This window comes from Deltaproteobacteria bacterium, from assembly GCA_005879535.1.
Lineage (GTDB): Bacteria > Myxococcota > Myxococcia > Myxococcales > 40CM-4-68-19 > 40CM-4-68-19.
In genome coordinates, this window is record VBKI01000066.1 from 137,075 (window position 1) to 159,345 (window position 22,271).

Genomic DNA, 22,271 nt, shown 5'->3' on the forward strand with positions numbered 1-22,271 from the left:
CCGTTACCTGTGCGAGAGGAGCCTGACCGCTTCCTGAAGCGCGGCGACTGCCTTGTTCGAATCTCCGTCCTCGACGTGGACGCGCAGCGCCCGCCGCCCGTGCGCCTGAAGGACCTCGAGGTCTCCACAGGCTTGGGCCGCAAAGAGCGTCCCGAACGAGTACGGCATCCCGGGAATGGGAAGGTCTTCGCCGCCGTCGGTGGTGATCTGCAGGAACAGCCCGGTGTTCGGCCCGCCCTTGTGAAGCTGACCGGTGGAATGGAGAAAACGCGGACCGAATCCCACCGTGCACGCGAGCTTCGTCGTGTTCCGGATGCCGCCCTGCACGCTCTGGAAGTTCTGCGACACCTCGCCGTCCTGCGGAAGATAGAGCTGCAACGCGACGTAGTCTCCGGCGTCGGCGAGAGCGAGGTGCGCGGCGATCCACCCGGCGGGCGACGCGGCGACGGCGCTTCCGAGAGTGCCCGCGGCCTTGCGCAGGATCTGCGCGTGCTCCGCGGAAGCGAACAGCGCCAGCCCCTGGGATCTCAGCACCGGCTCCTGCGCCGGCAGCGTGCCCGCGGCGAGCAGCGATCGGGTCTTTTCCTTGCTCTCGGCGACGTTGGGCTCGTCGAACGGGTCGATCTCGAGCACCGCTCCCATCGCCGCCGTCGCGATCTCCCAGCGCAGGAACTCGCCTGCGATCTCCATGGGAGTGGACAGCTTCCACTGCAAGAGCGGCTGGCCCGCCTCCGCGAGATGGCTCATGTCGTGCGCTTCGCTCTGCAGAGAGAGGGAGACGAAGAGGCGGTCGTTGCCGTACGCCTCGGCCTTTCCCGGCGGCTCGCCGTCGACGGGAACGATCCCGCGTCCCTGCTTGCCGGTGCTCTCGGCGATGAGCTGCTCCAGCCAGGCGCCGAGCGGCGCGAGATTCTTGCTGAGCAGGAAGGTGAGCTTGTCCGCGCCCTTCTTCGCCAGACCTGCGGCGATGCCGCCGATGCGAACGGCGAGGTTCTCGGCCAGCGGGACGCGGGCGTGGGACGCCAGCGCGACCTTCTCTGCCTGCTCGACCAGCGCCTTCGCGTCGAGGCCAAGAAGCGCGGCCGGAACGAGCCCGAAGTAGCTGAGCGCGCTGTAGCGCCCGCCGATGTCCGGCGGGTTCACGAACGTCTTCCAGAACCGCTCGTCCTGGGCCCGCTTCTGCAGCGGCGTCCCCGGATCCGTGATGGCGACGAAGCTCGACCCGTCGGCCACCTGGGCGCGGAAGTGCCGGTAGAAGCAGTCCACCTCGGTGGTGGTGCCGCTCTTCGAGCTGACGAGGAAGAGCGTGCGGCCGAGGTCGAACCCGCGCGCCGCCGCACGCACTGCGTCCGGCGCCGTGGAATCGAGCACGCGCAAGTCCAGCCCGCCTTCGCGCTTGCCGAGAATGCGCGCGATCACTTCCGGAGCGAGCGACGATCCGCCCATGCCGAGCAGCACGCAGTGCCGGAACTTCCGTCCCGCGTCGGCGGCGAACGCGGAGATCTCCTTCGCGTGCTCCTTGCCGAAGCTCGTCGCCTCCAACCAGCCGAGCCGCGTCTTCGCGACGTTCTTCGGGCCCCACAACGAGGCATCCCTGGCCCAGATGCGCGCGGCCACCTTCTTCTCCCGCGCGGCATCCAGCCCGGCGGTCGCGTCTTCGCGTCGCTTGCCGAGGCTCTCGCGAAGCTGCGCCTTGCGCGCGAACGTCTGCGCCGCTGCCCGCGCCGCGATGGCGTGGAGAAGACCGTCGAGCGCCTTGGAGAAGAGGTCGAGGCCCTGGTCGGTGAGCTCCGCGCAGACCTTCTCCAGATCGATGCCGAGCTCCGAGAGCCGCGCCAGCTGGGCCCGCGCCTGCGGGACGTCTTCCGTCACGGTCTCGCGCTCGACCTTGCCGTGGTCGTTGAACGCCTCGAGAGTGGCGAGGGGGAGCGTATTCACCGTGTCGCGCCCGATCAGCGGCTCGACGTAGAGGACGTCGCTGTAGGCCTTGTTCTTCGTGCCCGTCGACGCCCAGAGCGGCCGTTGGCGGGTCGCGCCCCTGGATTCCAGCGACTTCCAGCGCGAGGAAGCAACGCTCTTCAGATAGATCCGGTACGCCTCCTTCGCGTTCGCCACCGCGATCTTCCCGAGCAGGTCCCGCGCTCCCTTCTCCTCCAGGAGCTTGTCGACGGCCGTATCGACGCGGCTGACGAAGAAGCTCGCCACGCTGTGGATCTGCGAGATCGGGAGCCCTTTCGCGACCCGGTCCTCCAGGCCGGACAGGTAGGCGTCGATCACCTGCTCGTACACGCGAACGCTGAAGATCAGCGTGATGTTGATGCTGATGCCCGCCGCCGTTGCCTGCCTGATCGCGGGAATCCCTTCGGGGTTCGCGGGGATCTTGATGAACAGGTTCGGGCGGTCGACGGAGCCCCAGAACCGCTTCGCCTCCTGGACCGTGGCCTTCGTGTCGCGCGCGATGTACGGCGACACCTCCAGCGAGACGAAGCCGTCGCGTCCCTGCAGGCGGTCGAACAGCGGCCGCAACGCGTCGCAGGCGGAGCGCACGTCGTCGATGGCGATGGCCTCATAGATCTCGAGAGGCGTCTTGCCCTGCTCGATGAGCGTCTTGAGCTGGTCGTCGTACTCGTCGGACTCGACGATGGCCTTCTCGAAGATGGCCGGGTTGGCGGTGACGCCGCGGATCCCGTCTTCCTCGACCATCCGCGCCAACTGGCCAGAATGGATCAACTTGCGCCCGATCAGATCGAGCCATGCGCTCTGTCCAAACTCGTTCAGCCTCGCTGCCGGCTTCATCGTCTCTCCTCACTTCGTGTTCGTGCGTCCGCCGCCCTCGAGCCATTTCGAGATGCGACCCGCTACCTTCTGCGGCGTCAGATCGTAGGCGTCGGCGAGCGCCTTCTCCGGGGCGCTGGCCCCGAAGCGGTCGATGCCCACCATCAGGCCGTCGCCGATGATCCGGTACCAGTCGAGCCCACCGGCCGCCTCCACCGCCACCATCTTCGCCCGCCCGTGGGGAATGAGCCGGCGCTGCTCTTCGCCCGGCCAGCGGAGGAAACGCTCCACGCAGGGCATCGAGACCAGGCGGACCTTGAGCGACTTGTCGAAGAACTGGAGCGCCTGCTGCGAGGTCGACACTTCGCTGCCGGTGGCCACGATGACCAGATCCGGATCCTCGACGTCGACCAGGGCGTACGCGCCGCGCAGCGCCTCGCGGACGTTCGCCGGCCTGCTCCGCTGCAGGACCGGCAACTTTTGCCGCGTGAACGCGAGCGCCGTGGGCCCTTCCTTGCGCTCGACCGCGGCCGCCCAGGACGCGGCGGTCTCGGTGGCATCGGCGGGCCGCCAGACATCGAGATTGGGGATGCAGCGCAACGCGGCCAGCTGCTCGATGGGCTGGTGGGTGGGGCCGTCCTCGCCGAGGAAGATCGAGTCGTGGGTAAAGACGAAGATGCTGTGCAGCTTCGACAGCGCAGCGAGGCGGATGGGCGGGCGCATGTAGTCGGCGAAGAGCAGGAACGTCGCGCTGTACGGCAGGAAGAAGCCGTCGTAGGCGAACCCGTTCACGACCGCGCCCATCCCATGCTCGCGAACGCCGAAATGGATGTTGCGGCCGGCGTAATTCTCGGCTTGCACGTCGCCGCCGTCCTTCACGTAGGTGAACGTGGAGGGGTCGAGATCGGCGGAACCGCCCACCAGGCCGGGCAGGAGCTGCGCCGCCTTCTGGATGATGGCCTGCCCGTGCTTGCGCGTGGATTCCGGCGCGGTCGCGTTCGCGACCGCCGCCGCCAGTTGCTCGGGCAGATCTTCCGGGACCTTCTGGTCGGCCAGCGCGCTCCACAGCTTCGCCTTCTGCGGACTTGCGCGTTGCCACTCGCTGAACCGGCGCTGCCAGTCCTCGTAGCCCTTCTTCAGCTCCTCGATCCGTCCGGCCCAGAATCGCCGGACCTCGTCGGGGACCAGGAAGGCGGGCTCGAGCGGCCAGCCCAGGTTCTGCTTCGCGGCTTTCGCCTCGTCTTTTCCGAGCGGCGAGCCGTGCACCTCGTAGGTATTGGACTTATGTGGCGCCCCGAACCCGATCACCGTCCGCACGCTGATCAGGGAAGGCCGGGAATCGGCCTTGGCTGCCCGGATGGCGCGATCGATCGCCTCCACGTCGTTGCCGTCGTCGATGCGCTGGACGTGCCACCCATATGCCTCGAACCGCTTGCCCCGGTCCTCGGTGAAGGTGACCTCCGTGGGACCTGCGAGCGAAACGCGGTTGTCGTCGTAGAGGAAGATCAAATTGCCGAGCTTGAGATGCCCGGCGAGGGAGCACGCCTCGGAGGCGACGCCTTCCATCAGGTCGCCGTCGCTGCAGATCCCGTAGACGAAGTTGTCGACGGGGAACGCACCGCCGCCGTTCATCCTCGCCGCGAGCATGCGCTGGGAGAGCGCCATTCCCACCGCATTGGAGATCCCCTGGCCCAACGGACCGGTAGTGGCCTCGACGCCGGGCGTGTCGTGGAATTCGGGATGGCCGGGCGTCTTCGATCCGTACTGGCGGAACGACTTGAGGTCGTCCATCGTCACGTCGAAGCCCGCGAGATGAAGCATGGCGTAGATCAGCATCGAGCCGTGGCCTGCCGAAAGCACGAACCGATCGCGGTTGGCCCAGCGCGGCTCATTGGGGTTGAAGCGCAGGTGCCGGCTCCAGAGAACGAACGCCATCGGCGCCGCACCCATCGGCATGCCCGGGTGGCCGCTGTTTGCCTTCTCCACCGCGTCCACGGCGAGAAAACGGATCGTATCGATGCACTTCTTCTGCAGTTCAGGGTTCATTCCGGGCTCGTCGATGGAGTGTTTCGGGTTTGCGGCGCGAGCTGGGACTCGCGTGCGGCGAGAGCTGCGGCTCCCAGCACGCCCGCGCGGGCGTCGAGCACGATCTGGACCGGCATCTGTTCGAGCACCGGCCGCATCCGTCCCTTGCTGACGAACGCCTCGCGAAAGCGTCCGTCCTTCATGAAGTCGAGCATCTTCGGGGCGATCCCGCCCGCGACGTACACGCCGCCCGTAGCCAGCGTCTTCAGCGCGAGGTTTCCGGCCTCGGCGCCGTAGAGCTCGCAGAACAGCTCGACGGTGCGCCGGCAGAACGGGTCGCCGGTAGCGGCTCCTGCGGTGATGGCGGCGGGAGCGTTGTCGCGGTCGCCGGCAATACTCTCTGCCAGCGCCTCGCCGGGCCCCATGCCGGTCACGTGCGAGATGGCGTCGGCCAGATTGACAAGGCCATCCCCGGACAGGACCCGCTCCCAGCTCACGTGGTCGTAACGCCGCATCAGGAATCGCAGGACGCCGATCTCGAGCCCGGTGCGAGGCGCAAAACTGCAGTGCCCACCTTCGCTCGCCAGCACTTCGCGCTGACCGCTGGCGCCGAGCGTCGCGATGGCTTCGCCGAGCCCGGTGCCGGCGCCGATCACTGCCCAGGCCCCCCTCGGATCGCGCACTCCCTCATTCAGCGTCACCAGATCTGCAGCCTTTACCGCCGGAATTCCCAGCGCCAGCGCGTGGAAGTCGTTGACGAGCCTGACCGAATCGATGCCGAGCGCCTGCGCGAGTTCCTCCTCGTCGAGGATCCAGGGCAGGTTCGTGGTGTGGCTGCGGCCGTTTGTGACCGGCCCCGCCACCCCGAATCCCGCGCGGCGGGGCATTGGCCGCCGCACCTCGCTGGCGAAGGCGCGGCAGATGGCTCCGACGCCGGAATAGCTCCGGCTTTCATAGCGGCTGCTCGCCAGCACCTCGATCGACGGTGCGCCAGTCCGCACGTCGGGCGGCGAGACGTCGCAGATCGCCAGGAGGGTCTTGGTCCCCCCGATGTCGCCTGCGAGCACCTGCATGCCGCGGCAACCTACCCGACGAACGAAGAAGATCAAGCGACGAAGGGAGATGCCACGTCTTGCCCGCCCTTGCCCGCTGCACGATGAACCCCAAGTTTCGACTGGAGGCGCGTGCGCGCACAGTGGAGGAATGCGATGAGAGCGGACGGAGCATGGGCAGGCTGGGCGGGGATGGTTGCAGCGGCGGCGTTGTTCTGGCCCGCGGTCGCGCGCGCGCAGATCGAGACCACCCTCTCGCCGGTCGGAGACGCGAACTGGAGCGCGACGGCCGGCCGGACGGCTGGAGCGGGGAATGCCGTCCTCCAGGCAGAAGCGGGATGGCCGGGCATCGGGTTCACCTATCTGAAGGGCCTCGATGAGCGCAGCGACATCGGCTTTCACATCGCTTTGAATTACGGGCTCGAGGGAACGTCTTCGAGCGCCACCGGCGTCAACCTCGCCATCCCCTATCGGCGGACTCTCGCTGACAGCGGCGACACGGCGATCGCCTTCGAGATGCAGCCCGGCCTTTCCATCTACAGCAACAACGGCGCGATGGTCGGCATCGGTGGGCCCATCGGCGTCGTCGCGGGTTTCCACGTGAGCCCGCCTTTGACGCTGGACATCGCCGCCGACGTGCCGGTCCTCGTCTCTTTCTCCAACCCGGCCGGTTTCCTCTTCGGACCGCAGTTTGGCGGCGGCGGGGAGTACCTGATCGACCGGAACCTCGCGGTGACCGCGCGCCTGCGCGTCGGCCCGCGGTTCGCTCTCACCTCGGGGGATACGACGTCGCAGACCGGTTTCGTGACGATCATCGGCCTCGCCTATAACGCGCGCTGAGATCAAGCGAGCTGGATGAGCGCCGCCTGATCCAGCTCCAGCCGGGCGCCGTCGAGCGCGGCCGCCGCTTCTTCGTAGAGTTTCGTTTCCGCCTCGAGGACGCGGCGTGCCTCCGCTTCGCCGACCTTGCTCTGGGCGAGCCAGCGCAGCAGCCTTCGCGACGCGGCTTCCTTCTCCGCCTGGATTCCTCTTTTCGCCTCCTCGACCGTTGTCCGCAGACGCCGCTGCGCCTCTTCCTGCGCCACGCGAAGGGCGCCTTCCACCGCCTGCGTGAAAGCGCCCGGAGGCCCTCCTTCGGGCGCCGGCACCGGCTCGACCCTGGAAGAATCGAGCTGCGCGCCGAGCGCATCGTCGACCCGGGCTCCGCCATGGCCATCCAGCCGCACGGGCACGCGCAGCAAGGGCTCGTCGATGTGTCGCGCCGCGCGCCGCGACGGTACGCGCGCTCCCTGCGCGAGATCGGCGGGCTCCGGCAAAGCGACGAGAAACCGCGCGTCGAGGGCAGCGCCGGACAATCCGCGCAGGTGTGCGCGCGCCACGGTGGCCCGGCCGAGCTCGCCATCACGGACCCAGGAGAAAAGCGCCTCGACCAGGGGGTGTCCCGTGGCGAACGAGTCGTATTCTTCGTGCGTCACCGCGACGTCGCGCCGGAACGAGCCCAACACGGTCCGGTCGTCCGAGAGATCGAAGCCGGCCAATGCGTCGACCTTCAGCTCCGGACCGACGTGGAACGAGACCTGCCCCGGCAGCACGTCGACCTCCACGTCGACCGCCAGGCCTACCCGCTTCGCCGCCTCGATGGTCACGGCTTCCAGGCGCGACTCGAGCAGCGTCGCAACCGTCCGCAGCCCGGCTTCCGCGTCTGCGGTCGGGGAAAGCCGGGCGCCGATCCGCTGGCCGCCGCGCTCTGCCAGCGCGCGGACAGAGGCGAAGTCGCAACTGCGCAGATCGAGCAGCGGATCGTAAGCCCGCGCCACTTCCGCGCGCGCCGCCGACACCCGCGCGGCGAGCTTCCGCGTCATCTCCTCCCAGCGTTCGGCGTCGTCGGTGGAAGCGAGCGCAAGCAGCGACGGCTCGACGCCTTCGAGGACGGGGTCGAGGCCGCCGACCGGCTCGGTGAACACGCCGACGCCCGCGTCGAGCACGTCGAGCACGCGCGCCGCAAGCGTTCCCTCGGGGTGGAAGGCGTGGATGCGCACCTCCCGCGACTGGCCGATGCGATCGATGCGCCCGATGCGCTGCTCGATGGCCGCGGGGCTCCAGGCGAGATCGTAGTTCACCAGCACGTGGCAGTGCTGGAAGTTGCGCCCTTCCCCGCCCAGCTCGGTGGAGAGGAGCACGCGCGGGCCGTCCGGATCGCGGAAGCGCGCAACCATCTTGTCGCGGTCCGCCGGCGAGAGGTCGCCGACGTAGCCCAAAGCCTCGATGTGCCGGCGCGCGAGCGCCGCTCGCAGGTACTCGATGGTCTCGCGCGGCTCGGCGAACACCAGCACCTTCTCGGAAGGGCCCAGCTCCGCGAGGAGGTCCTGGAACGCCTCCAGCTTCGAGTCCTTCGCCAGAGCGAGCGCGCGCTGCGCCAGCTTCTTCTCCCCCGCCGCCGAGAGACCCGCAGCGAGCGCCGGAGGCGAGCTGCCCATCCGCCGCAACAGCGAGGCGAGCACGGCGCCCGAAGGGAGCTTCGCGTGCGACAGGGCGCGGCGGACGTCATGCTCCAGCTTGCGCTCTTCCTCCGTCAGGTGGACGGGGATCCGGGTCAGGCGCCGTGGGGTGAACCCGCCCACGACCGCCCGCCGGTTGCGCAACAGGCGCGCCGAGAGGCCGTAGCTCTCGGCGAGATGCGCGAGCAGTGGCTTGCCGCGCAGCTCCCGCAGCGCGGGATCGTCCGGAAACAGCGCGGCGATGCGCTCCGCCGCGGCGGCATCGCCGCCAAGCAGCGCGCGTACTTCCGCGGAGAGATCGCCCTGCCGCGCCAGCCGTGCGCGCAGCTCCTGCTCGGTTGCTGCTGGAGCGGGATCCACGAGGCGCAACAGCGCGTGGTATTCCGCCGGGTCGAGCTGCAGAGGCGTGGCGGTCAACAGCAGCAGGCCCCAGGTGCTGCGCGCCAGAGCCTGCGCCACCTCGTACGCCTTGGCGCCGCGGAGGTGGTGCGCTTCGTCGACGATCACCAGGTCCCACCCGGCGCCTGCCGCGGCTTTCGTCTCCTCGCGGCTGCGCGAGAGCCATTCCAGCGAGGTGATCACCAGCGGATGACGCCCCCAAGGGGAATCATCGTCGTCCGGGGCTTCCGCTTCCGCCGCCTCGCGGTCGTCCTTCGCCCGGTCGGGATCCATCAGCGTGAACAGCAGGTTGAATTTGTGGAACAGCTCCGCCAGCCACTGCACCGTGAGGTGGCTCGGCGCGACCACCAGGCAGCGCTTGACGAGTCCGGCGTGCAGCAATCCCGAAAGGACGAGGCCGGCCTCGATGGTCTTTCCCAGCCCGACCTCGTCGGCGAGAACGAATCGCGGCTGCGGCGCCGACAGCACCTGGTGCGCTACGCTCACCTGGTGCGGCTTGACGTAGACGCGCGAGGCGAAGAGCGCGCCGAGCGCGTCGGCACGGCGCTCGAGATCGAGGCGCACCGTCTCCGAGCGAAGGTGGAAGTCTTCCGGAGCCCCCCAGCGGCCGGAAGCGAGTTGTTCCGCCGGCCCTTCGCGGGGAACCGGCGCGCGCAGGTCGGCCTCGCTCCGGATCTGCGGCTTCTTGCCGGGAATGTCGACCGTATACCGGTAGAGGTCGTCGGCAGGCCCGGGCAGCGTGCGAAGCACGCGCGCGGCGGAGCCGTCGGCGAACAGGACCGGCGATTCCGGCGCGAATCGGTAACGCGCCAGCGCGATGTCGCGCGACGACAGCATCACCGGGCCGCCGGGCCGGCCGGGAAACTCGGCGGAGAGGCGCGGCGGGTCGTCGCTCACCGCGAGGATGTGCCCGACGCCCCATCCCCCTTGTGCGCGGTGGATGACCTTCATCCCTTTGAGGAACCGGGGCACCGCGGACCTTCTATACTGGAAGGACATGGACGGCCACGCCATCGAGTCCCCGGCCGCGGCAGCGCGCCTGCGACCGCCGCTGCCGGACTTCTTTCGCGCCTCCCTGTTCCTCGGCCTGGTGGGATTCGGCGGCGGGCTCTCGGTGCTCGCCAACATCCATGCGCTGGCGGTGAAGAAAAGGCGCTGGCTCACGGAGCGCGAGTTCACCAACACCATCACCGTCGCACAGATGCTTCCCGGCGGCGCCGCTGCGAATGCAATGGCCTACGCGGGCCTGCGATTCGGCGGACTCAAGGGCGCATTCCTCGGCTACCTCGGCTTCGTGTTGCCCGGGTGGATCGCCGTGATGGCGCTCGCGTTCCTGTACGTGCATTTCGGCACGGCGCCCAACGTGGCGACCTTGCTCGGCGGTTTCAACGCCGCGGTGATCGGGATCATCGGCGCCATCACCCTGAAGATGGCCAAGAGCGCCGTCTCGCGCCTCTGGCAGATGGGCGTGGCCGCGGGCGCGCTCCTCTTCTCCGTCCTCGGCGACGCGCCTCCCGGCGAAGTGGCATTGGTCGCGATCGGCGTCGGGCTCGCGGTCGATCTCGGCACCAAGCGCGCCCGCCTGTTCGCGATGGAACGTCGCAAGATGCGCGAGCGGCGCGAAGCTCCGGTCGTCCTGCCCGAGGAAGGCGCTACGCTCTCCACCCAGAAATCGGAGCCTCGGAAGCCGCCGACGGAAATGAACGTCGCCAGCTGGACGGTCTTCGTGGTGATGCTCGGGATCGCGCTGCACGCCCCGGGCGTGGACGCGGAGCTGTTGCGGATCGCGTTCTCGTTCTTTCGCACCGGTCTCGGCGCGTACGGCGGCGGTTTCGCCATCGTGCCGCACCTCAAGCAGGTGGTCGAACGCGAGCACTGGATCACCGAGCGACAGTTCGCCGACGCCGTGGCCATCGGCAAGCTCACACCCGGACCGGTGCTGCTGCTGGCGACGTTCATCGGCTATCTGCGCCATGGCTGGCTCGGCGCCGTGGTGGCGACGCTCGGCATCTTCAGCGCTCCCTTCATCCTGGTGGCGTTCGCCGGCACCTGGCTGGACCGGATCCGCTCCCGGCGTCCGGTGCGGGCGGCGCTGCGCGGGCTCACGCCGGCCGTCCTCGGCCTGATGGCGGCGGCGGTGATCTCGCTCGGCGACACCATCAACGGAGAGGGCGAGATCGCGATTGCGGTGGCGGTGGCGCTGACGCTCAGCCGCTTCGAGATCAACCCCGCGATCATGCTCGCGCTGGGCGGCGTGGCGCGGTTCGCCTTCCGCTTCGCGGGACTATAAAGGAGCCGCATGGACCTCGATGCGCAGCGCAGGGCAGCCGGAGAGCGCGCGGCCCAGTTCGTCCAGGACGGGATGGTCATCGGGTACGGGACCGGACGGGGAGCGACGGCGGCGCTCGAGGCGCTGGTGAAGCGCAAGGTCCGCGTGCGCGGCGTGCCCACGTCGGAAAAGACGGTCGCGATCTGCAAGCGCCTGGGCCTCGAGATGGTCGACTTCGACCATCACCCGCGCCTCGACCTGGTCATCGACGGCGCCGACGAGGTGGATCCGCGCGGCCAGCTCCTGAAGGGTGGCGGCGGCGCGCACGTGCGGGAGAAGCTGGTGGCCCTGGCGTCCGCGCGGCGGATCGTCGTCGTCGAGGAAGCGAAGCTGGTTCCCCATCTCGGCGCCACGCGCGGGGTGCCCATCGAGGTGGTCGCCTTCGGATGGCGCGGAACCCTCGAGCGGATTGCCGCGGTCCTGCCTGGAGCGACCCACCGGGAAGGTCCTCCGACCGACAACGGCGGCGTCGTCGTCGATGCGCCCTTGCCGGCCGGCGCAAATCTCGAGCGGATCGATCGCGCCCTCAAGGGAATCGCCGGCGTCGTCGATCACGGATTGTTTCTCGATCTCTCGCCCACCGTCGTCGTGGGCGGCCCGTCCGGCGTGCGCGTGATCAGCGGTGGCTGACGTAGCCGGCGCCGGAGATCGCTTTCTGGATCACGGCGGCATTTGCGGAAGCGTCGTCGAAGACGACGGTCAGCGTCTTGCTGCCCAGATCGGACGAGACCCGGATGACCCCCCTGACCTGCTGCACCGCCGACTCCGTCTTGTACACGTCGCCCTTGCTGTGCCAGCCCTCCACTTTCAGGCTGAGCGACTGCTCGGCGGCCTGGGCGGCGAACGCAAGCGCGAGCGCGGACCAGAGGGGCTTCATGGCGCCCATTGTAACTGCCCCGGTGGCGGTCGCGCGATCGATCAGACGGCGCGCGGTCCGTGGCGCAAAGGGGCGAACCATCCGCGCACGCCCTGCGACCAGAGGGTCGCGATCGCGAGGCCCAGGAGGATCAAGCCGGCGGCGGCCCCGAACGGCGACGATGCGACCTGCATCCCCAGGGAATCGCGGAGGCCGCGCATCGCCTGATCCGCCGCGGCCGGAGCAGCCGCCAGCGCGCCGGAGAATGACAGCAGCCAACCCGCGATCAGCGCTGCCCCGCTTTCGCCCGCCAGGATCGCAGGCCCCGCGACACGGCGGCCCTCCACGACCGCGCGTATGAAGCCGGTCCGGGTCAGCGGGCCGATCGCGAGCAGCGCGATCGCGATTCCTGGGTCCAACCCCTTGCGAACGAGCACGGCCGCGACGGCGGCCGCGCCGGCCTCGTCGAGCCGCGCCGCGAGGGCGACGATGGCAACGAGCGCAGCAGCGGGCACGAGGTTGCCGGGGAATGCCCGCATGCTCACCTCGAGGCCCGACGCGGCCATCAAGAGCGTGAGCAGCGCCGGGGCCCGCGCGCGCACCGCGGCCAGCATCTCGGCGCCGACGGGGCGGGCCGGCGCTTCCGAGCGGAAGGAGTGCGCCGCGGGCAGCGCAAGCAGGACGGTCAGAGCCGCCCATCCCATCGCGGCGGCAGGGCCGAGCAGGACCAGCAGGAGAAGGAAGGCGTCCCAGCGGAAGAAGCGCGTGCGCACGGCCAGCAGCGCCCCGGCGGCGCAGCCGACGAGGATCGCCGGAGCACAAGCGAGCGAGATCCCGCCGATGACGCGCAGCAGCTCGATCAAGGGAGGCGCCTCTTCGCGCAGGTGCATGACCGCCCCGAAGCCGGCAACCGCGAGCCCAGCGGCACAGGCAACGAGATCGAGGGCGCGTTCCAGGCGCGAACCGAAGCGCTGCGCCCGGATCTCGTCGGAGACCACGTGCAAGAGCGCGCCGGCGGTCACCGCAGTGGCCGTCTTGAGAAAAGCGCCCTCCTCGAACCCGGGCAGCGCGAAACTGAGCAGCGCCCCTGCGATGCCCGCAGCGCCGACCAGGGCGGCGCGCAGAGTCGCGGCACGCGGCCCGCCCAGATCGAGGAACGGCAGCACGACCGCGGCGGTGAGCGGCGCATGGTGCGCGACGATGGCCGCCTCCAGATCGAGGTTCCCGCGCGGCTGCGCCAGCGCGGCGACGAGGGCCAACCCTTCCACGACCGAGTGGAAGATGAGCGCCGCAAAGCCGACCTCGGCGGAGACGCGCAGGCCGGAGAGCCCGCGGCCGCGCAAGAGCCCGGGGCCGAACGTTCGCGCCAGCCACTCGAGGAGCCAGGGCAGCGCGAAGCCCGCCGCCATCCACAACAGGGCGACCAGTCCCTGCGAGGGAAGCACTTCCGGCAGGAGATGGAACGCGACGACGCCTGCCGCGGCCGCGAATGCGAACGTCCGGATGCGCTCGAGGATACCGGGGCGCCGCCGGGCGACCAGCGCGATGGCGCCTCCGAGGATCGCGGAAAACCCCGCGAGCATGGCGGCGTGGATCATCGCCGGCACCTCTCGCAGATGCCGCGCAGCTCGAGGACGTGCTCCTGCACGCGATACCGCGTGGCGCGGCGGACCTCGCCCAGCGCGCGCTCGAGGACGTCGGAATGGAATTCTCGCGCGCTGCCGCACTCGGTGCAGACGATGGCGTGATGGCAGCGCCGCTCCTTCTCCGAGCAGGGACGCACCGCGGAGGACCCGACGACGCGGTGGAGCAGGCCGAGCTCCAGCAGCGCGGTGAGATTCCGGTAGACGGAGACGCGGTCCATCCGGAAGCCGGCCCTGGCGAGAAGCTTCTGCAGCTCGCGCGGTCCGAGCGGACGCGATGACGCCTCGATCAGCTCGTGGAGCGCGTGCCGGGCGCGGGTGATGCGGCCGCCGCGGCTCCGCAGCGCCGCCTCGGCGCGAGTGGAAAAGCGCACGCCGGGGTCGTAGCACAGATGCAACCTTGTTGCATCAAGCGGAGAGGATTCGCGAGAGGATGACGATGCCCTGGCTGAAGATCGCCGGCTCCGGGAGCAGCGAAAGCACCAGGTGGGCGCCGGAAGGGAAGTCGAAGAAGTACCCGGGATGGACGAGGACGCCTGCCTCCAGCAGCGTCAGGCCCCATTCCTCTTCGCTCCGGGTGCGCGGTACGGAGAGGACCTCGCCCCAGCCGCCCTCGGAACGCAGCACGTCCCAGGGCGCTCGCGGCGGGCGCGCCGCTGCCAGCGATGCCCGGTTGATGGCGAGCCGCTCGCGGACCGCGGCCTGAAAGACGCCGCGCGAAGCGAGGATCGCGGGCGCGACGAGCTGCACCGGCGTGGGCACGGACAGGTAGGTGTCGGCGATCAGCTCCAGCCGGCGCACCGCCTCGTCCGCGCCGGGGCCGGCTGCCGCAATCCACCCCAGCTTGAGCTGCGGCAGGCCCGCGACCTTGGAGAGCCCCGAAAGCGAGAACGACAAGACGTCGCCATACCGGACGGCGCTTCGCGCCCGGCGCGAGTCATCGAAAGCCGGGAAGTCCGCGAAGACCTCGTCGGAGATCAGGGCGCAGCCGTGTTCGTTGCAGGCGGCGGCGAGCGCCGCGCGTTCCTCTTGCTTGAGATATGCGCCGGTGGGGTTTCCCGGACTGACGACGACGACGGCCCGGGTGCGGGCGGAGAACTGAAGCGCGGCGGTGTCGAGATGCCACTCGCCGTCCCAACGCATCCCGTACGGTACGGCGCGCACGCTTTCCAGGGCGGTCAGGTACCCGAACAGCGGATAGCTCGGCTCGGGCACCAGCACCTCGTCGCCGGCGTCGCAGAGCAGCTTGAACAACCACGCGTAGCCCTCGCTCGTGGAGGCGGTGAGGACCACGCGGTCCGGCGAAATCCCGTGGTAGGCGGCAACGGCCTCGCACGCCAAGGGCAGCCCGCGAGGGTGCGGTTCGTATGCAGGAGCGGCAGGGAGCGCGACGGCCAAAGCGGGGAGACCGGCTTGCGTGGGATTCGACAGCGTCAGATCGACGTAGGGCGTCTTGCGCCGGGCCAGCGCGCGCGCCAGCGCATTCTCCTGCTGCGTGAAATCGATCCTCACGCTTCCGGCGGCGCGCCCAGCTCCGCGCTGCGCGGGAGCGGCAGCCGGTCGCGGGGCTTCTCGACGAACCGCAGCGCCGACCAGATCTCGTCCACGGCGATGATCTTGTTGTCCGTCAGGCCGCCGGCGAGACCCACCGCGCGCACGAGCTGCTCGTCGAGATCGGTGAAGAACCCCGAGCTCTTCCTCGGCCAGGCGACCCAGAGCGCTCCGCGCGGCGCCAGGACGTGCTTCGCCTTGTGGAAGAGCTCACCGAGCACGGCGCGCGACGAGGAGAACACGACGATCACGTCGGCGAGGCTGACGATCTTCGTCGTCACGCCGACGCCCTCCGGGAGCGGATCGAGGCGCTTGACGAAGCCGACGGGCGGATCGAGGATCAGCACCCGCCGGCCTTCGCGGATGCCGAGCTTCTCGGCTAGGCTGGTTTCGCCCATTCGCGTCCTCCTTGTAGGTAATCCGAGCCTCGATCCGCAAGACGTTCGACGCAGGGTGTCGTAGACTTGCCGCAATGAAGCAGGTCCGGATCGGGCTGCTCGGCGTCGGCACAGTGGGCCAGGCCGTGGCGCGCGCGCTCGTGGAGCGGCAGGACGTCCTCTCGCGTGCAGCGGGGACGCCTCTGTTGCTGCAGCGCGCCGCCGTGCGCGATCTGGCGCGTCCGCGCGGTTTGCCGGCGGATCGGCTCACCTCGGATCCGGCGGCGGTTGCGGCCGCCGATGACGTGGATCTGGTGATCGAGCTGGTCGGTGGCGAGGAGCCGGCGCGGTCGTTGATCACCACCGCGCTCGAGCGTGGCAGACCGGTGGTCACGGCGAACAAGCGCGTGCTGGCATGGCATGGACCCCAGCTCGCGGAGCTCGCAGCGCGCCGCGGCGTGGAGCTCCGCTACGAGGCGGCGGTGGGGGGCGGGATTCCGCTGATTGCCCCGCTCACCGACGATCTGGCAGCGAACCGCGTGCTGGAGCTGCGCGCGATCATCAACGGCACCTGCAACTACGTCCTCACCCGGATGGCCTCCGGCGAGTCGCTCGAGGACGCGCTGGCAAAAGCGCAGCAGGCTGGATACGCGGAAGCGGATCCGCGCGACGACGTGGACGCGGTGGACGCGGGAGACAAGCTGGTGGTGCTGCTGCGGCTGGCGTTCGACGTCGAATGCACTCCCGCACAGCTCCACCGTCAGGGCATCCGCGGGCTCGACCCACGCGACCTCGCTTATGGGCGCGAGCTGGGGTACGTGCTGAAGCTGCTCGCCGTGGCGCGCAGCACCGAGAGCGGAGTCGAGGCACGGGTGCACCCGGCGTTCCTTCCTTCGGAGCACCCTCTGGCCCGCGTCGACGGCGCGTACAACGCAGTGCACGTGATCGGCGATCTCTGCGGGCCGGTCATGTTCAGCGGCCTGGGCGCCGGGGGCGATGCCACTGCGAGCGCCGTGCTCGCCGACGTCGTGCACGTCGCCCGGCGTCTCGCGCTCGGCGACCCGGTGCCGCCGCCGCGTCAGAACGGTCGCCGGCCGCGCTTGCTTCCCATGGCGGAGGTGACGACGCGCTGCTACTTCCGCCTCTCGGTCGACGACGAGCCGGGCGTGTTCGCGCAGATCACCCGGGTGCTCGCCGACCACCACATCGGGCTCGCAAGCGTGATCCAGCGCGAGCCAGGGCGGCATGGCTCGGCCGAAGTCGTGCTCCTGACCTACGCCGCGCCGGAAGCGGCGCTGGCCGACGCGGAGGAGCAGCTCGCGAAGCTTCCGTCGACGCAGTCGGTGCGGGCGCGGATCCGCGTCGGGGCGCCGAAGTGAAGCGCGGCGTGCTGGCCCGCTGGGCCGCCCATCTGCCGCTGACGGAAAAGACTCCGCACCTGACGCTGGGCGAGGGCGACACGCCGCTGATCTCCGCTCCTACGCTCGCACGCGACGTCGGCTGCGCGGAGCTGTGGTTGAAGTTCGAAGGGCAGAATCCCACCGGGTCGTTCAAGGACCGCGGGATGGTCGTGGCGGTGGCCAAGGCGGTGGAGGCCGGCGTGCACAGCGCGGTCTGCGCGTCGACCGGCAACACTTCCGCGAGCGCGGCGGCGTACTGCGCAGCCGCCGGCATCCGCTGCAACGTCGTGGTGCCCGAAGGAAAGGTGGCGTTGGGCAAGCTGGCGCAGGCGGTGGCGCACGGAGCGCGCATCGTGGTGCTGCGCGGAAACTTCGACGCAGCCTTGATCCGCGTCCGGGAGATCGCCGGGCGCACCGGCATCGCCCTGCTCAACAGCGTCAACCCCCACCGCATCGAGGGTCAGAAGACGGCTGCGTTCGAGATCGCGGAGGCGCTCGGGGAAGTGCCGCACGCCGTCGCGCTGCCGGTGGGCAACGCCGGCAACATCAGCGCGTACTGGCGGGGATTCCGCGAGCTCGGCGAGCGTCGCCCGGTGATGCTCGGCTTCCAGGCAACGGGCGCGGCTCCGCTCGTCTCCGGCGTGCCGGTCGCGGAGCCGGAGACCATCGCGACTGCCATTCGCATCGGCAACCCGGCGTCGTGGAAGACGGCGGTGGAAGCGCAACGCGATTCCGGCGGGCTCTTCGCGGCAGTGACCGACGAGGAGATCCTCACCGCCTACCGGCGCCTCTCCAGCGAGGCCGGCGTCTTCTGCGAGCCGGCCAGCGCGGCGCCGGTGGCCGGACTGCTGCGGCTCGCGCGGGAGAAGCGAGACTTCAGCGGACAGACCATCGTCGCCGTGTTGACCGGCCATGGCCTGAAGGATCCGCAGTCCGCCATCGACGCAGCGGCCGCGATCGGGACGCCGATCGCCGACGACACAAAAGCGCTGGAGGCTGCTCTGCAATGAAGCCCTTCACGGTGCTCGTGCCGTGCTCGACGTCCAATCTCGGCTCCGGATTCGATGCGGTGGGGATCGCGCTCTCCGTATTCGATCTGATGGTGCGCGCCTCCCCCGGCGGCGAGGGTCTGCGCATCGCGCGGTTGTCGGGAGAAGGCGCGGATCGGCTGCCGCCGGATTCCACCAATCGCGTGATCGAGGCGGCGCACCGCGCAGCAATGACGGCAGGACGCCGCCCGGAGTCGCTGTCGGCGGAGCTTTCGATCCACAGCTCGATTCCTTTGAAGCGCGGTCTTGGTTCCTCGGCAGCGGCGGCGCTCGCGGGCGCAATGCTGGCCGATGCGCTCCTGGAGGGGGCGATCGGCGGCGATACCGTTCTGCGCACGGCCGTCGAGATGGAAGGCCATCCTGACAACGTCGTTCCCGCATTGCGCGGCGGGGCACAGGTCTCGGTCCGCGATGGGCGCGGCGGGATCATGTCGTGCCCCATCCGCATCGGCGCTCCCGTACGCGCAGCGCTGTACATCCCGGATCAGGAGCTGGCGACGTCCGCCGCGCGCGCGGTGCTGCCGAAGCAGGTCCCGTTCGCTGACGCCGTGCACAACCTTGGCCGCTCTGCGCTGTTGGTGGCGGCTCTCACGGAGGGCAAGCTCGAGCTGCTGGCGGAAGCAATGGACGATCGCCTCCACCAGCCCGCCCGCGCTGGCCTGCTTCCCTGGATGCCGCCTTTGCTCGAGGCCGCGAAGAAGGGCGGAGCATTCGGTGCGGCGCTCTCGGGCGCGGGAACCACGGTCTGCGCGCTGTGCAGCGCCGGCTCCGCGCGCGAAGTCGCGCGGGCCATGATGGACGCCGCCGCTTCGCTGGGAGTCGCCGGCCGCTCCGAAGTAGTGGACGTCGCCGTCCCAGGCGCCCGCGTCGTGTGAACGTCAAGGCGCGGAACTTGAATTGGTACTGCTCCAGCGCGCTACTGAGGGCGAGGGCTCAGGACTTCCGTTCGGTCTCGAGGATGTGCGCGATGGCGGCGTCGATGCGGCGGCGGAATTCGTCGTCCGCGTCCATGAACTGGACGCCGACACCGGGGAGGGTTCCGCGCTTCCTGGCGTCTTCCTTCGTCACCCGATGCACCACGATCCCGCGTGCCGGAACCGCGGTGCTGCTGCCCGGGAGCTCCATCTCGACCTGGACGATGGTCTTCAGAGGCGGCGGATTCTCGGTGTGCACGAATACGCCGCCCGCGCTGATGTTCGCGGCGTACTCCAGGACGAAGTCCTGCACCGTCGCGAAGCGCACCGCGAAGTTCGCGTTGTAGCGGGGGAACGCGCGGCGCCGGTCTTCGTGCGGATGCAGCGCCACCGCGCCGATGGGGACCGCGTCCGCGGCCCGCGTCCTCCGCGCGATGAGCTGGCCGATCTGCGTCCGATGCGCCTCGCCGGCTCCGACGAAATCCGCCCAGAACCCTGGCTCCTCGCCGGCGTTCGCGTGCTCGCGCACGACTGCGTCGACGTGCAGGGCGTCGCGCGCGCCGGGCAGATACAGCTTCATCGAGACCGTGGTTCCCGCGGCGGGCGGCTCGAGGCAGCACACGAGGACGCCACTCTCGCTCAGCTCGCGCGTGGTGGTCTGGACCGCGGTATCGCCGGCTGCGAAGCGGATGGGAAAGACGATAGACGCGCGATCCATGCAGTTTCAGTCTACCTGTCCCCTCTGGGGCACAAAGGCGCGCCTGTGGTCCGCGGCGCCCAAGGGTGGGATGCCCCGCGCGCGATGAACAGCGTCGCCCGCGTACGAGGGAACACCCTTGCGCAGGCACGGCTCGGAAGCTAGGTTCGCGGCCCCCTGCTGGAGGCAGCCGTGCCTTTGCGGACTCCGCTCTACGACGCCCACCTCGCTGCCTCGGCCCGCATCGTCGAGTTCGCGGGTTTCGAGATGCCCGTGCAGTACCAGGGCCTGCTCGAGGAACATGCGGCGGTGCGCGAGAACGTCGGGATGTTCGACGTCTCGCACATGGGAGAGATCACCCTCGAGGGCCCGCGCGCCCTGGAGACCGCGCAGAAGCTGGTCACGAACGACCTTTCGAAGTGCACGGATGGCCAGGCGCAGTACAGCGCGCTCTGCAACGAAAAGGGCGGCGTGATCGACGACGTCATCGTCTACCGGTTCTCGCCGGAGCGGCTCTTCATCTGCGTCAACGCCAGCGGGCGGGAGAAGGACTTCGACTGGATGCGCGCGCACGCCGGCGACGGGGTCGCGGTAGGCCAGCGCTCGGACGACTGGGCGCAGATCGCGGTGCAGGGACCGAACGCGCCGAAACTGGTCGATGCGCTCTGCGAGCCGCGCGTCCTCGACCTCGCCTACTACCACTTCCGCGAAGCCACGGTGGCCGGCGTCCGCGGATGCATCATCGCGCGCACCGGATACACGGGCGAGGACGGCTTCGAAGTCTTCGTCCCGCCCCAGGGAGCGCGAAAGCTCTGGGACGCGCTGCTCTCGAAGGGCGTGGTCCCCTGCGGGCTGGGCGCGCGCGACTCGCTGCGCCTGGAAGTCGCTTACCGTCTGTATGGAAACGACATGGACGAGGACCACACGCCGCTGGAGGCGGGGCTCGGCTGGATCGTCAAGCTCGACAAGCCGGGCGGGTTCATCGGCTCCGACGCGCTCATCCGCCAGAAGCAGGAAGGGCTCAAGCGCAGGCTCGCGGGATTCAAGCTCACGGGAAAGGGAATCGCCCGTCACGGCTATCCCGTCGTGCGGGAGGGAGAGCGCATCGGAGAGGTGACGAGCGGGACGATGAGCCCGGTGCTGAAGGAGCCCATCGGGCTCGCGTACGTTCCGACGGCGCTGGCGAAGGACGGATCCACGTTCGAGATCGAGATCCGGAGCAAACCCGTCGCGGCGAGGGTGGTGAAGACTCCCTTCGTGGAGAAGATCAAGTCGTGACGCAGGCGCTCCTCAATCACTTCTACGTCACTCCCGATCGGGAGACGTTCGCGGCGGCGGAAGCCAGCGACTTCGTTCGCCGGTTCGCGGCGATGGAGAAGCGGACCACCGTCCGCAAGGACACGACGTACACAGGCCTCTACCTCTACGGCGAGCACACGTACCTGGAGCTGCTGCATCCGGACTCCGCCTCGTTCGGCGCCCCTTCCGGCATTGCCTACGGGGTCGAGGAACCGGGTGGCCTTTCTCGCGTCTGCGAGGCGTTCCCCGGGGCCAAGCTCGAGGAGATCGCGCGAGGCGACGTGCCCTGGTTCAAATCCTGTCGGCCGCAGGAGCCGCTCCAGGGACTCGCCGAGTGGGCGATGGAATACGTGCCGGCCTTCTTCCGCGGCTTCCGCCCCGAGTTGCCGCCCGCCAGCCCTGGCATCGACCGATCCGACGCGCTCACCCGCTACGCGGCGAGCTGCGGAAAGTTGCGCCATCGCGAGGAAGGCCTGTTCGAAGACGTCATCGCTCTCGAGATCGCGCTCGCAGCCAGCGAAGCGGAGCGTTGGATGGCGCGAACGCTGCGAGTGGCGGATGCGGATCTGCGCGTGACGCCGGCACCGCCCGGCGCCCCGATCGGCATCCTGGCCGCGCACCTGAGCCTCCGGCGCGATGCAGGCCGCCGCGTCGAACGGATTGGCAGCACCACCCTTTCGCTCGACGGCCGCTCCGCCGTCTGGCGGTTCCAGAGAGGCCTCCATGGCGAATTATCCTGAGACGCTCCGGTACACCAAAGAGCACGAGTGGGCGCGCATCGCGGGCAAGACGGCGACGATCGGCATCACCGAGTTCGCCAAGGACCAGCTCGGCGACGTGGTCTACCTCGAGCTTCCGGAGGTGGGCGCGGCGGTGACGAGGGGCCAACCCTTCGGTGTGGTCGAAAGCACCAAGGCGGTCAGCGAGCTGTTTGCGCCGGTGAGCGGGAAGGTGACGAAGATCAACCAGGCGCTGGTGGACGCTCCCGAAGGAATCAACGACGATCCGCACGAGAAGGGATGGATGATCGAGATCGAGATGAGCGCCCCGAACGAGACGGGCGAGCTGCTCTCCGCGAAGCAGTACGAGGAGCTGCTGGCGAACGAGCATTGATGGAGACGCTCGACCTGCGCGGCCTGCTCTGCCCTCTCACCTGGGCGCGAACCAAGTACGCGCTGTCACTCCTGCGCCGGGGCGGCGAGCTCCTCGTCATCGTCGATCACCGGCCCGCCGTTCCCGACCTCAAGCGCAACGCAGAGGAGACGGGCAACGAGGTGGTCTCCTCGCGCGAGAGCAGCGACGGAGTCTGGGAGATGGTGCTGCGGAAAGGCTAGCCGCTGCCGCACTGGAGGTGCGGCTTGGTCGCGGCCGCCGAAGGCGGCTTAGCGACTACGCTTTGGACTGAAC

20 protein-coding genes are annotated in these 22,271 nt (G+C 69.5%); 10 read left to right on the plus strand and 10 right to left on the minus strand.

Annotated features, from left to right (window positions below):
* Positions 1-3: 3 nt before the first annotated feature.
* The 3 genes from E6J58_13785 to glk are packed head-to-tail and all read right to left on the minus strand — an operon-like array spanning position 4 to position 5,873.
* The gene (locus E6J58_13785) at positions 4-2,796 is read right to left on the minus strand and encodes a bifunctional transaldolase/phosoglucose isomerase (GenBank protein ID TMB36781.1); all 2,793 of its coding nucleotides are present in this window, start codon (positions 2,794-2,796) and stop codon (positions 4-6) included.
* 9 nt (positions 2,797-2,805) lie between these two features.
* The gene (tkt, locus tag E6J58_13790; GenBank protein TMB36782.1) at positions 2,806-4,821 is read right to left on the minus strand and encodes a transketolase; all 2,016 of its coding nucleotides are present in this window, start codon (positions 4,819-4,821) and stop codon (positions 2,806-2,808) included.
* Positions 4,818-5,873, minus strand: a complete 1,056-nt coding sequence (glk, locus tag E6J58_13795; GenBank protein ID TMB36783.1) for a glucokinase — start codon at positions 5,871-5,873, stop codon at positions 4,818-4,820. Before glk ends, tkt begins: the two co-directional genes overlap by 4 nt.
* 135 nt (positions 5,874-6,008) lie before the next feature.
* Here glk and E6J58_13800 point away from each other — a divergent pair, with 135 nt between their 5' ends.
* Entirely contained in the window at positions 6,009-6,692 is a 684-nt protein-coding gene (locus tag E6J58_13800) for a hypothetical protein (GenBank protein TMB36784.1), read from the plus strand.
* A gap of 2 nt (positions 6,693-6,694) precedes the next feature.
* Here the strand turns inward: E6J58_13800 and E6J58_13805 are convergent, their stop codons facing one another.
* The gene (locus E6J58_13805; protein TMB36785.1) at positions 6,695-9,748 is read right to left on the minus strand and encodes a helicase; all 3,054 of its coding nucleotides are present in this window, start codon (positions 9,746-9,748) and stop codon (positions 6,695-6,697) included.
* Between E6J58_13805 and chrA the strand changes: the two genes are divergently transcribed.
* Positions 9,747-11,039: a chromate efflux transporter gene (chrA, locus tag E6J58_13810; GenBank protein ID TMB36786.1), complete on the plus strand. Its 1,293-nt coding sequence runs from the start codon at positions 9,747-9,749 to the stop codon at positions 11,037-11,039. The two genes, E6J58_13805 and chrA, sit on opposite strands and share 2 nt — an antisense overlap.
* 9 nt (positions 11,040-11,048) lie before the next feature.
* Positions 11,049-11,708 (plus strand): ribose-5-phosphate isomerase RpiA, encoded by a 660-nt coding sequence (rpiA, locus tag E6J58_13815; GenBank protein ID TMB36787.1) that lies wholly within the window; start codon positions 11,049-11,051, stop codon positions 11,706-11,708.
* Here the strand turns inward: rpiA and E6J58_13820 are convergent.
* From E6J58_13820 to E6J58_13840, 5 genes are read right to left on the minus strand one after another with little or no spacing between them, the layout of a single operon-like run.
* Positions 11,695-12,036: a heavy-metal-associated domain-containing protein gene (locus tag E6J58_13820; protein TMB36788.1), complete on the minus strand. Its 342-nt coding sequence runs from the start codon at positions 12,034-12,036 to the stop codon at positions 11,695-11,697. The two genes, rpiA and E6J58_13820, sit on opposite strands and share 14 nt — an antisense overlap.
* Positions 11,997-13,532 (minus strand): hypothetical protein, encoded by a 1,536-nt coding sequence (locus E6J58_13825; GenBank protein TMB36789.1) that lies wholly within the window; start codon positions 13,530-13,532, stop codon positions 11,997-11,999. The genes E6J58_13820 and E6J58_13825 overlap by 40 nt, the downstream gene beginning before the upstream one ends.
* Complete coding sequence (locus E6J58_13830) at positions 13,529-14,101, minus strand: transcriptional repressor (GenBank protein TMB36790.1); 573 nt, start codon at positions 14,099-14,101, stop codon at positions 13,529-13,531. The genes E6J58_13825 and E6J58_13830 overlap by 4 nt, the downstream gene beginning before the upstream one ends.
* Positions 13,986-15,173 (minus strand): pyridoxal phosphate-dependent aminotransferase, encoded by a 1,188-nt coding sequence (locus E6J58_13835; protein ID TMB36791.1) that lies wholly within the window; start codon positions 15,171-15,173, stop codon positions 13,986-13,988. The genes E6J58_13830 and E6J58_13835 overlap by 116 nt, the downstream gene beginning before the upstream one ends.
* Positions 15,086-15,526: a DUF3052 domain-containing protein gene (locus tag E6J58_13840; GenBank protein TMB36792.1), complete on the minus strand. Its 441-nt coding sequence runs from the start codon at positions 15,524-15,526 to the stop codon at positions 15,086-15,088. The genes E6J58_13835 and E6J58_13840 overlap by 88 nt, the downstream gene beginning before the upstream one ends.
* A gap of 74 nt (positions 15,527-15,600) precedes the next feature.
* Between E6J58_13840 and E6J58_13845 the strand changes: the two genes are divergently transcribed.
* Genes E6J58_13845 through thrB form a run of 3 tightly spaced genes read left to right on the plus strand, consistent with a single transcriptional unit; the run spans position 15,601 to position 18,829 of the window.
* A complete protein-coding gene (locus E6J58_13845) occupies positions 15,601-16,884 on the plus strand; it encodes a homoserine dehydrogenase (GenBank protein TMB36793.1) in 1,284 nt (427 codons plus the stop codon).
* On the plus strand, positions 16,881-17,915 hold the full coding sequence (locus E6J58_13850; protein TMB36794.1) for a threonine synthase: 1,035 nt from the start codon (positions 16,881-16,883) through the stop codon (positions 17,913-17,915). Before E6J58_13845 ends, E6J58_13850 begins: the two co-directional genes overlap by 4 nt.
* Positions 17,912-18,829 (plus strand): homoserine kinase, encoded by a 918-nt coding sequence (gene thrB, locus E6J58_13855; GenBank protein ID TMB36795.1) that lies wholly within the window; start codon positions 17,912-17,914, stop codon positions 18,827-18,829. Before E6J58_13850 ends, thrB begins: the two co-directional genes overlap by 4 nt.
* 58 nt (positions 18,830-18,887) lie before the next feature.
* Here thrB and E6J58_13860 read toward each other — a convergent pair whose 3' ends face one another.
* Positions 18,888-19,586: a TIGR02266 family protein gene (locus E6J58_13860; protein TMB36796.1), complete on the minus strand. Its 699-nt coding sequence runs from the start codon at positions 19,584-19,586 to the stop codon at positions 18,888-18,890.
* A 171-nt stretch (positions 19,587-19,757) separates the two neighbouring features.
* Between E6J58_13860 and gcvT the strand changes: the two genes are divergently transcribed.
* Genes gcvT through E6J58_13880 form a run of 4 tightly spaced genes read left to right on the plus strand, consistent with a single transcriptional unit; the run spans position 19,758 to position 22,198 of the window.
* Positions 19,758-20,843, plus strand: a complete 1,086-nt coding sequence (gcvT, locus tag E6J58_13865; protein TMB36797.1) for a glycine cleavage system aminomethyltransferase GcvT — start codon at positions 19,758-19,760, stop codon at positions 20,841-20,843.
* On the plus strand, positions 20,840-21,604 hold the full coding sequence (locus E6J58_13870; GenBank protein ID TMB36798.1) for a hypothetical protein: 765 nt from the start codon (positions 20,840-20,842) through the stop codon (positions 21,602-21,604). The genes gcvT and E6J58_13870 overlap by 4 nt, the downstream gene beginning before the upstream one ends.
* Entirely contained in the window at positions 21,588-21,977 is a 390-nt protein-coding gene (gene gcvH, locus E6J58_13875; protein TMB36799.1) for a glycine cleavage system protein GcvH, read from the plus strand. The genes E6J58_13870 and gcvH overlap by 17 nt, the downstream gene beginning before the upstream one ends.
* Positions 21,884-22,198 carry a sulfurtransferase TusA family protein gene (locus tag E6J58_13880; protein ID TMB36800.1) on the plus strand — a complete coding sequence of 105 codons (315 nt, stop codon included), beginning with the start codon at positions 21,884-21,886 and terminating at the stop codon, positions 22,196-22,198. The genes gcvH and E6J58_13880 overlap by 94 nt, the downstream gene beginning before the upstream one ends.
* Positions 22,199-22,271: the final 73 nt, after the last annotated feature.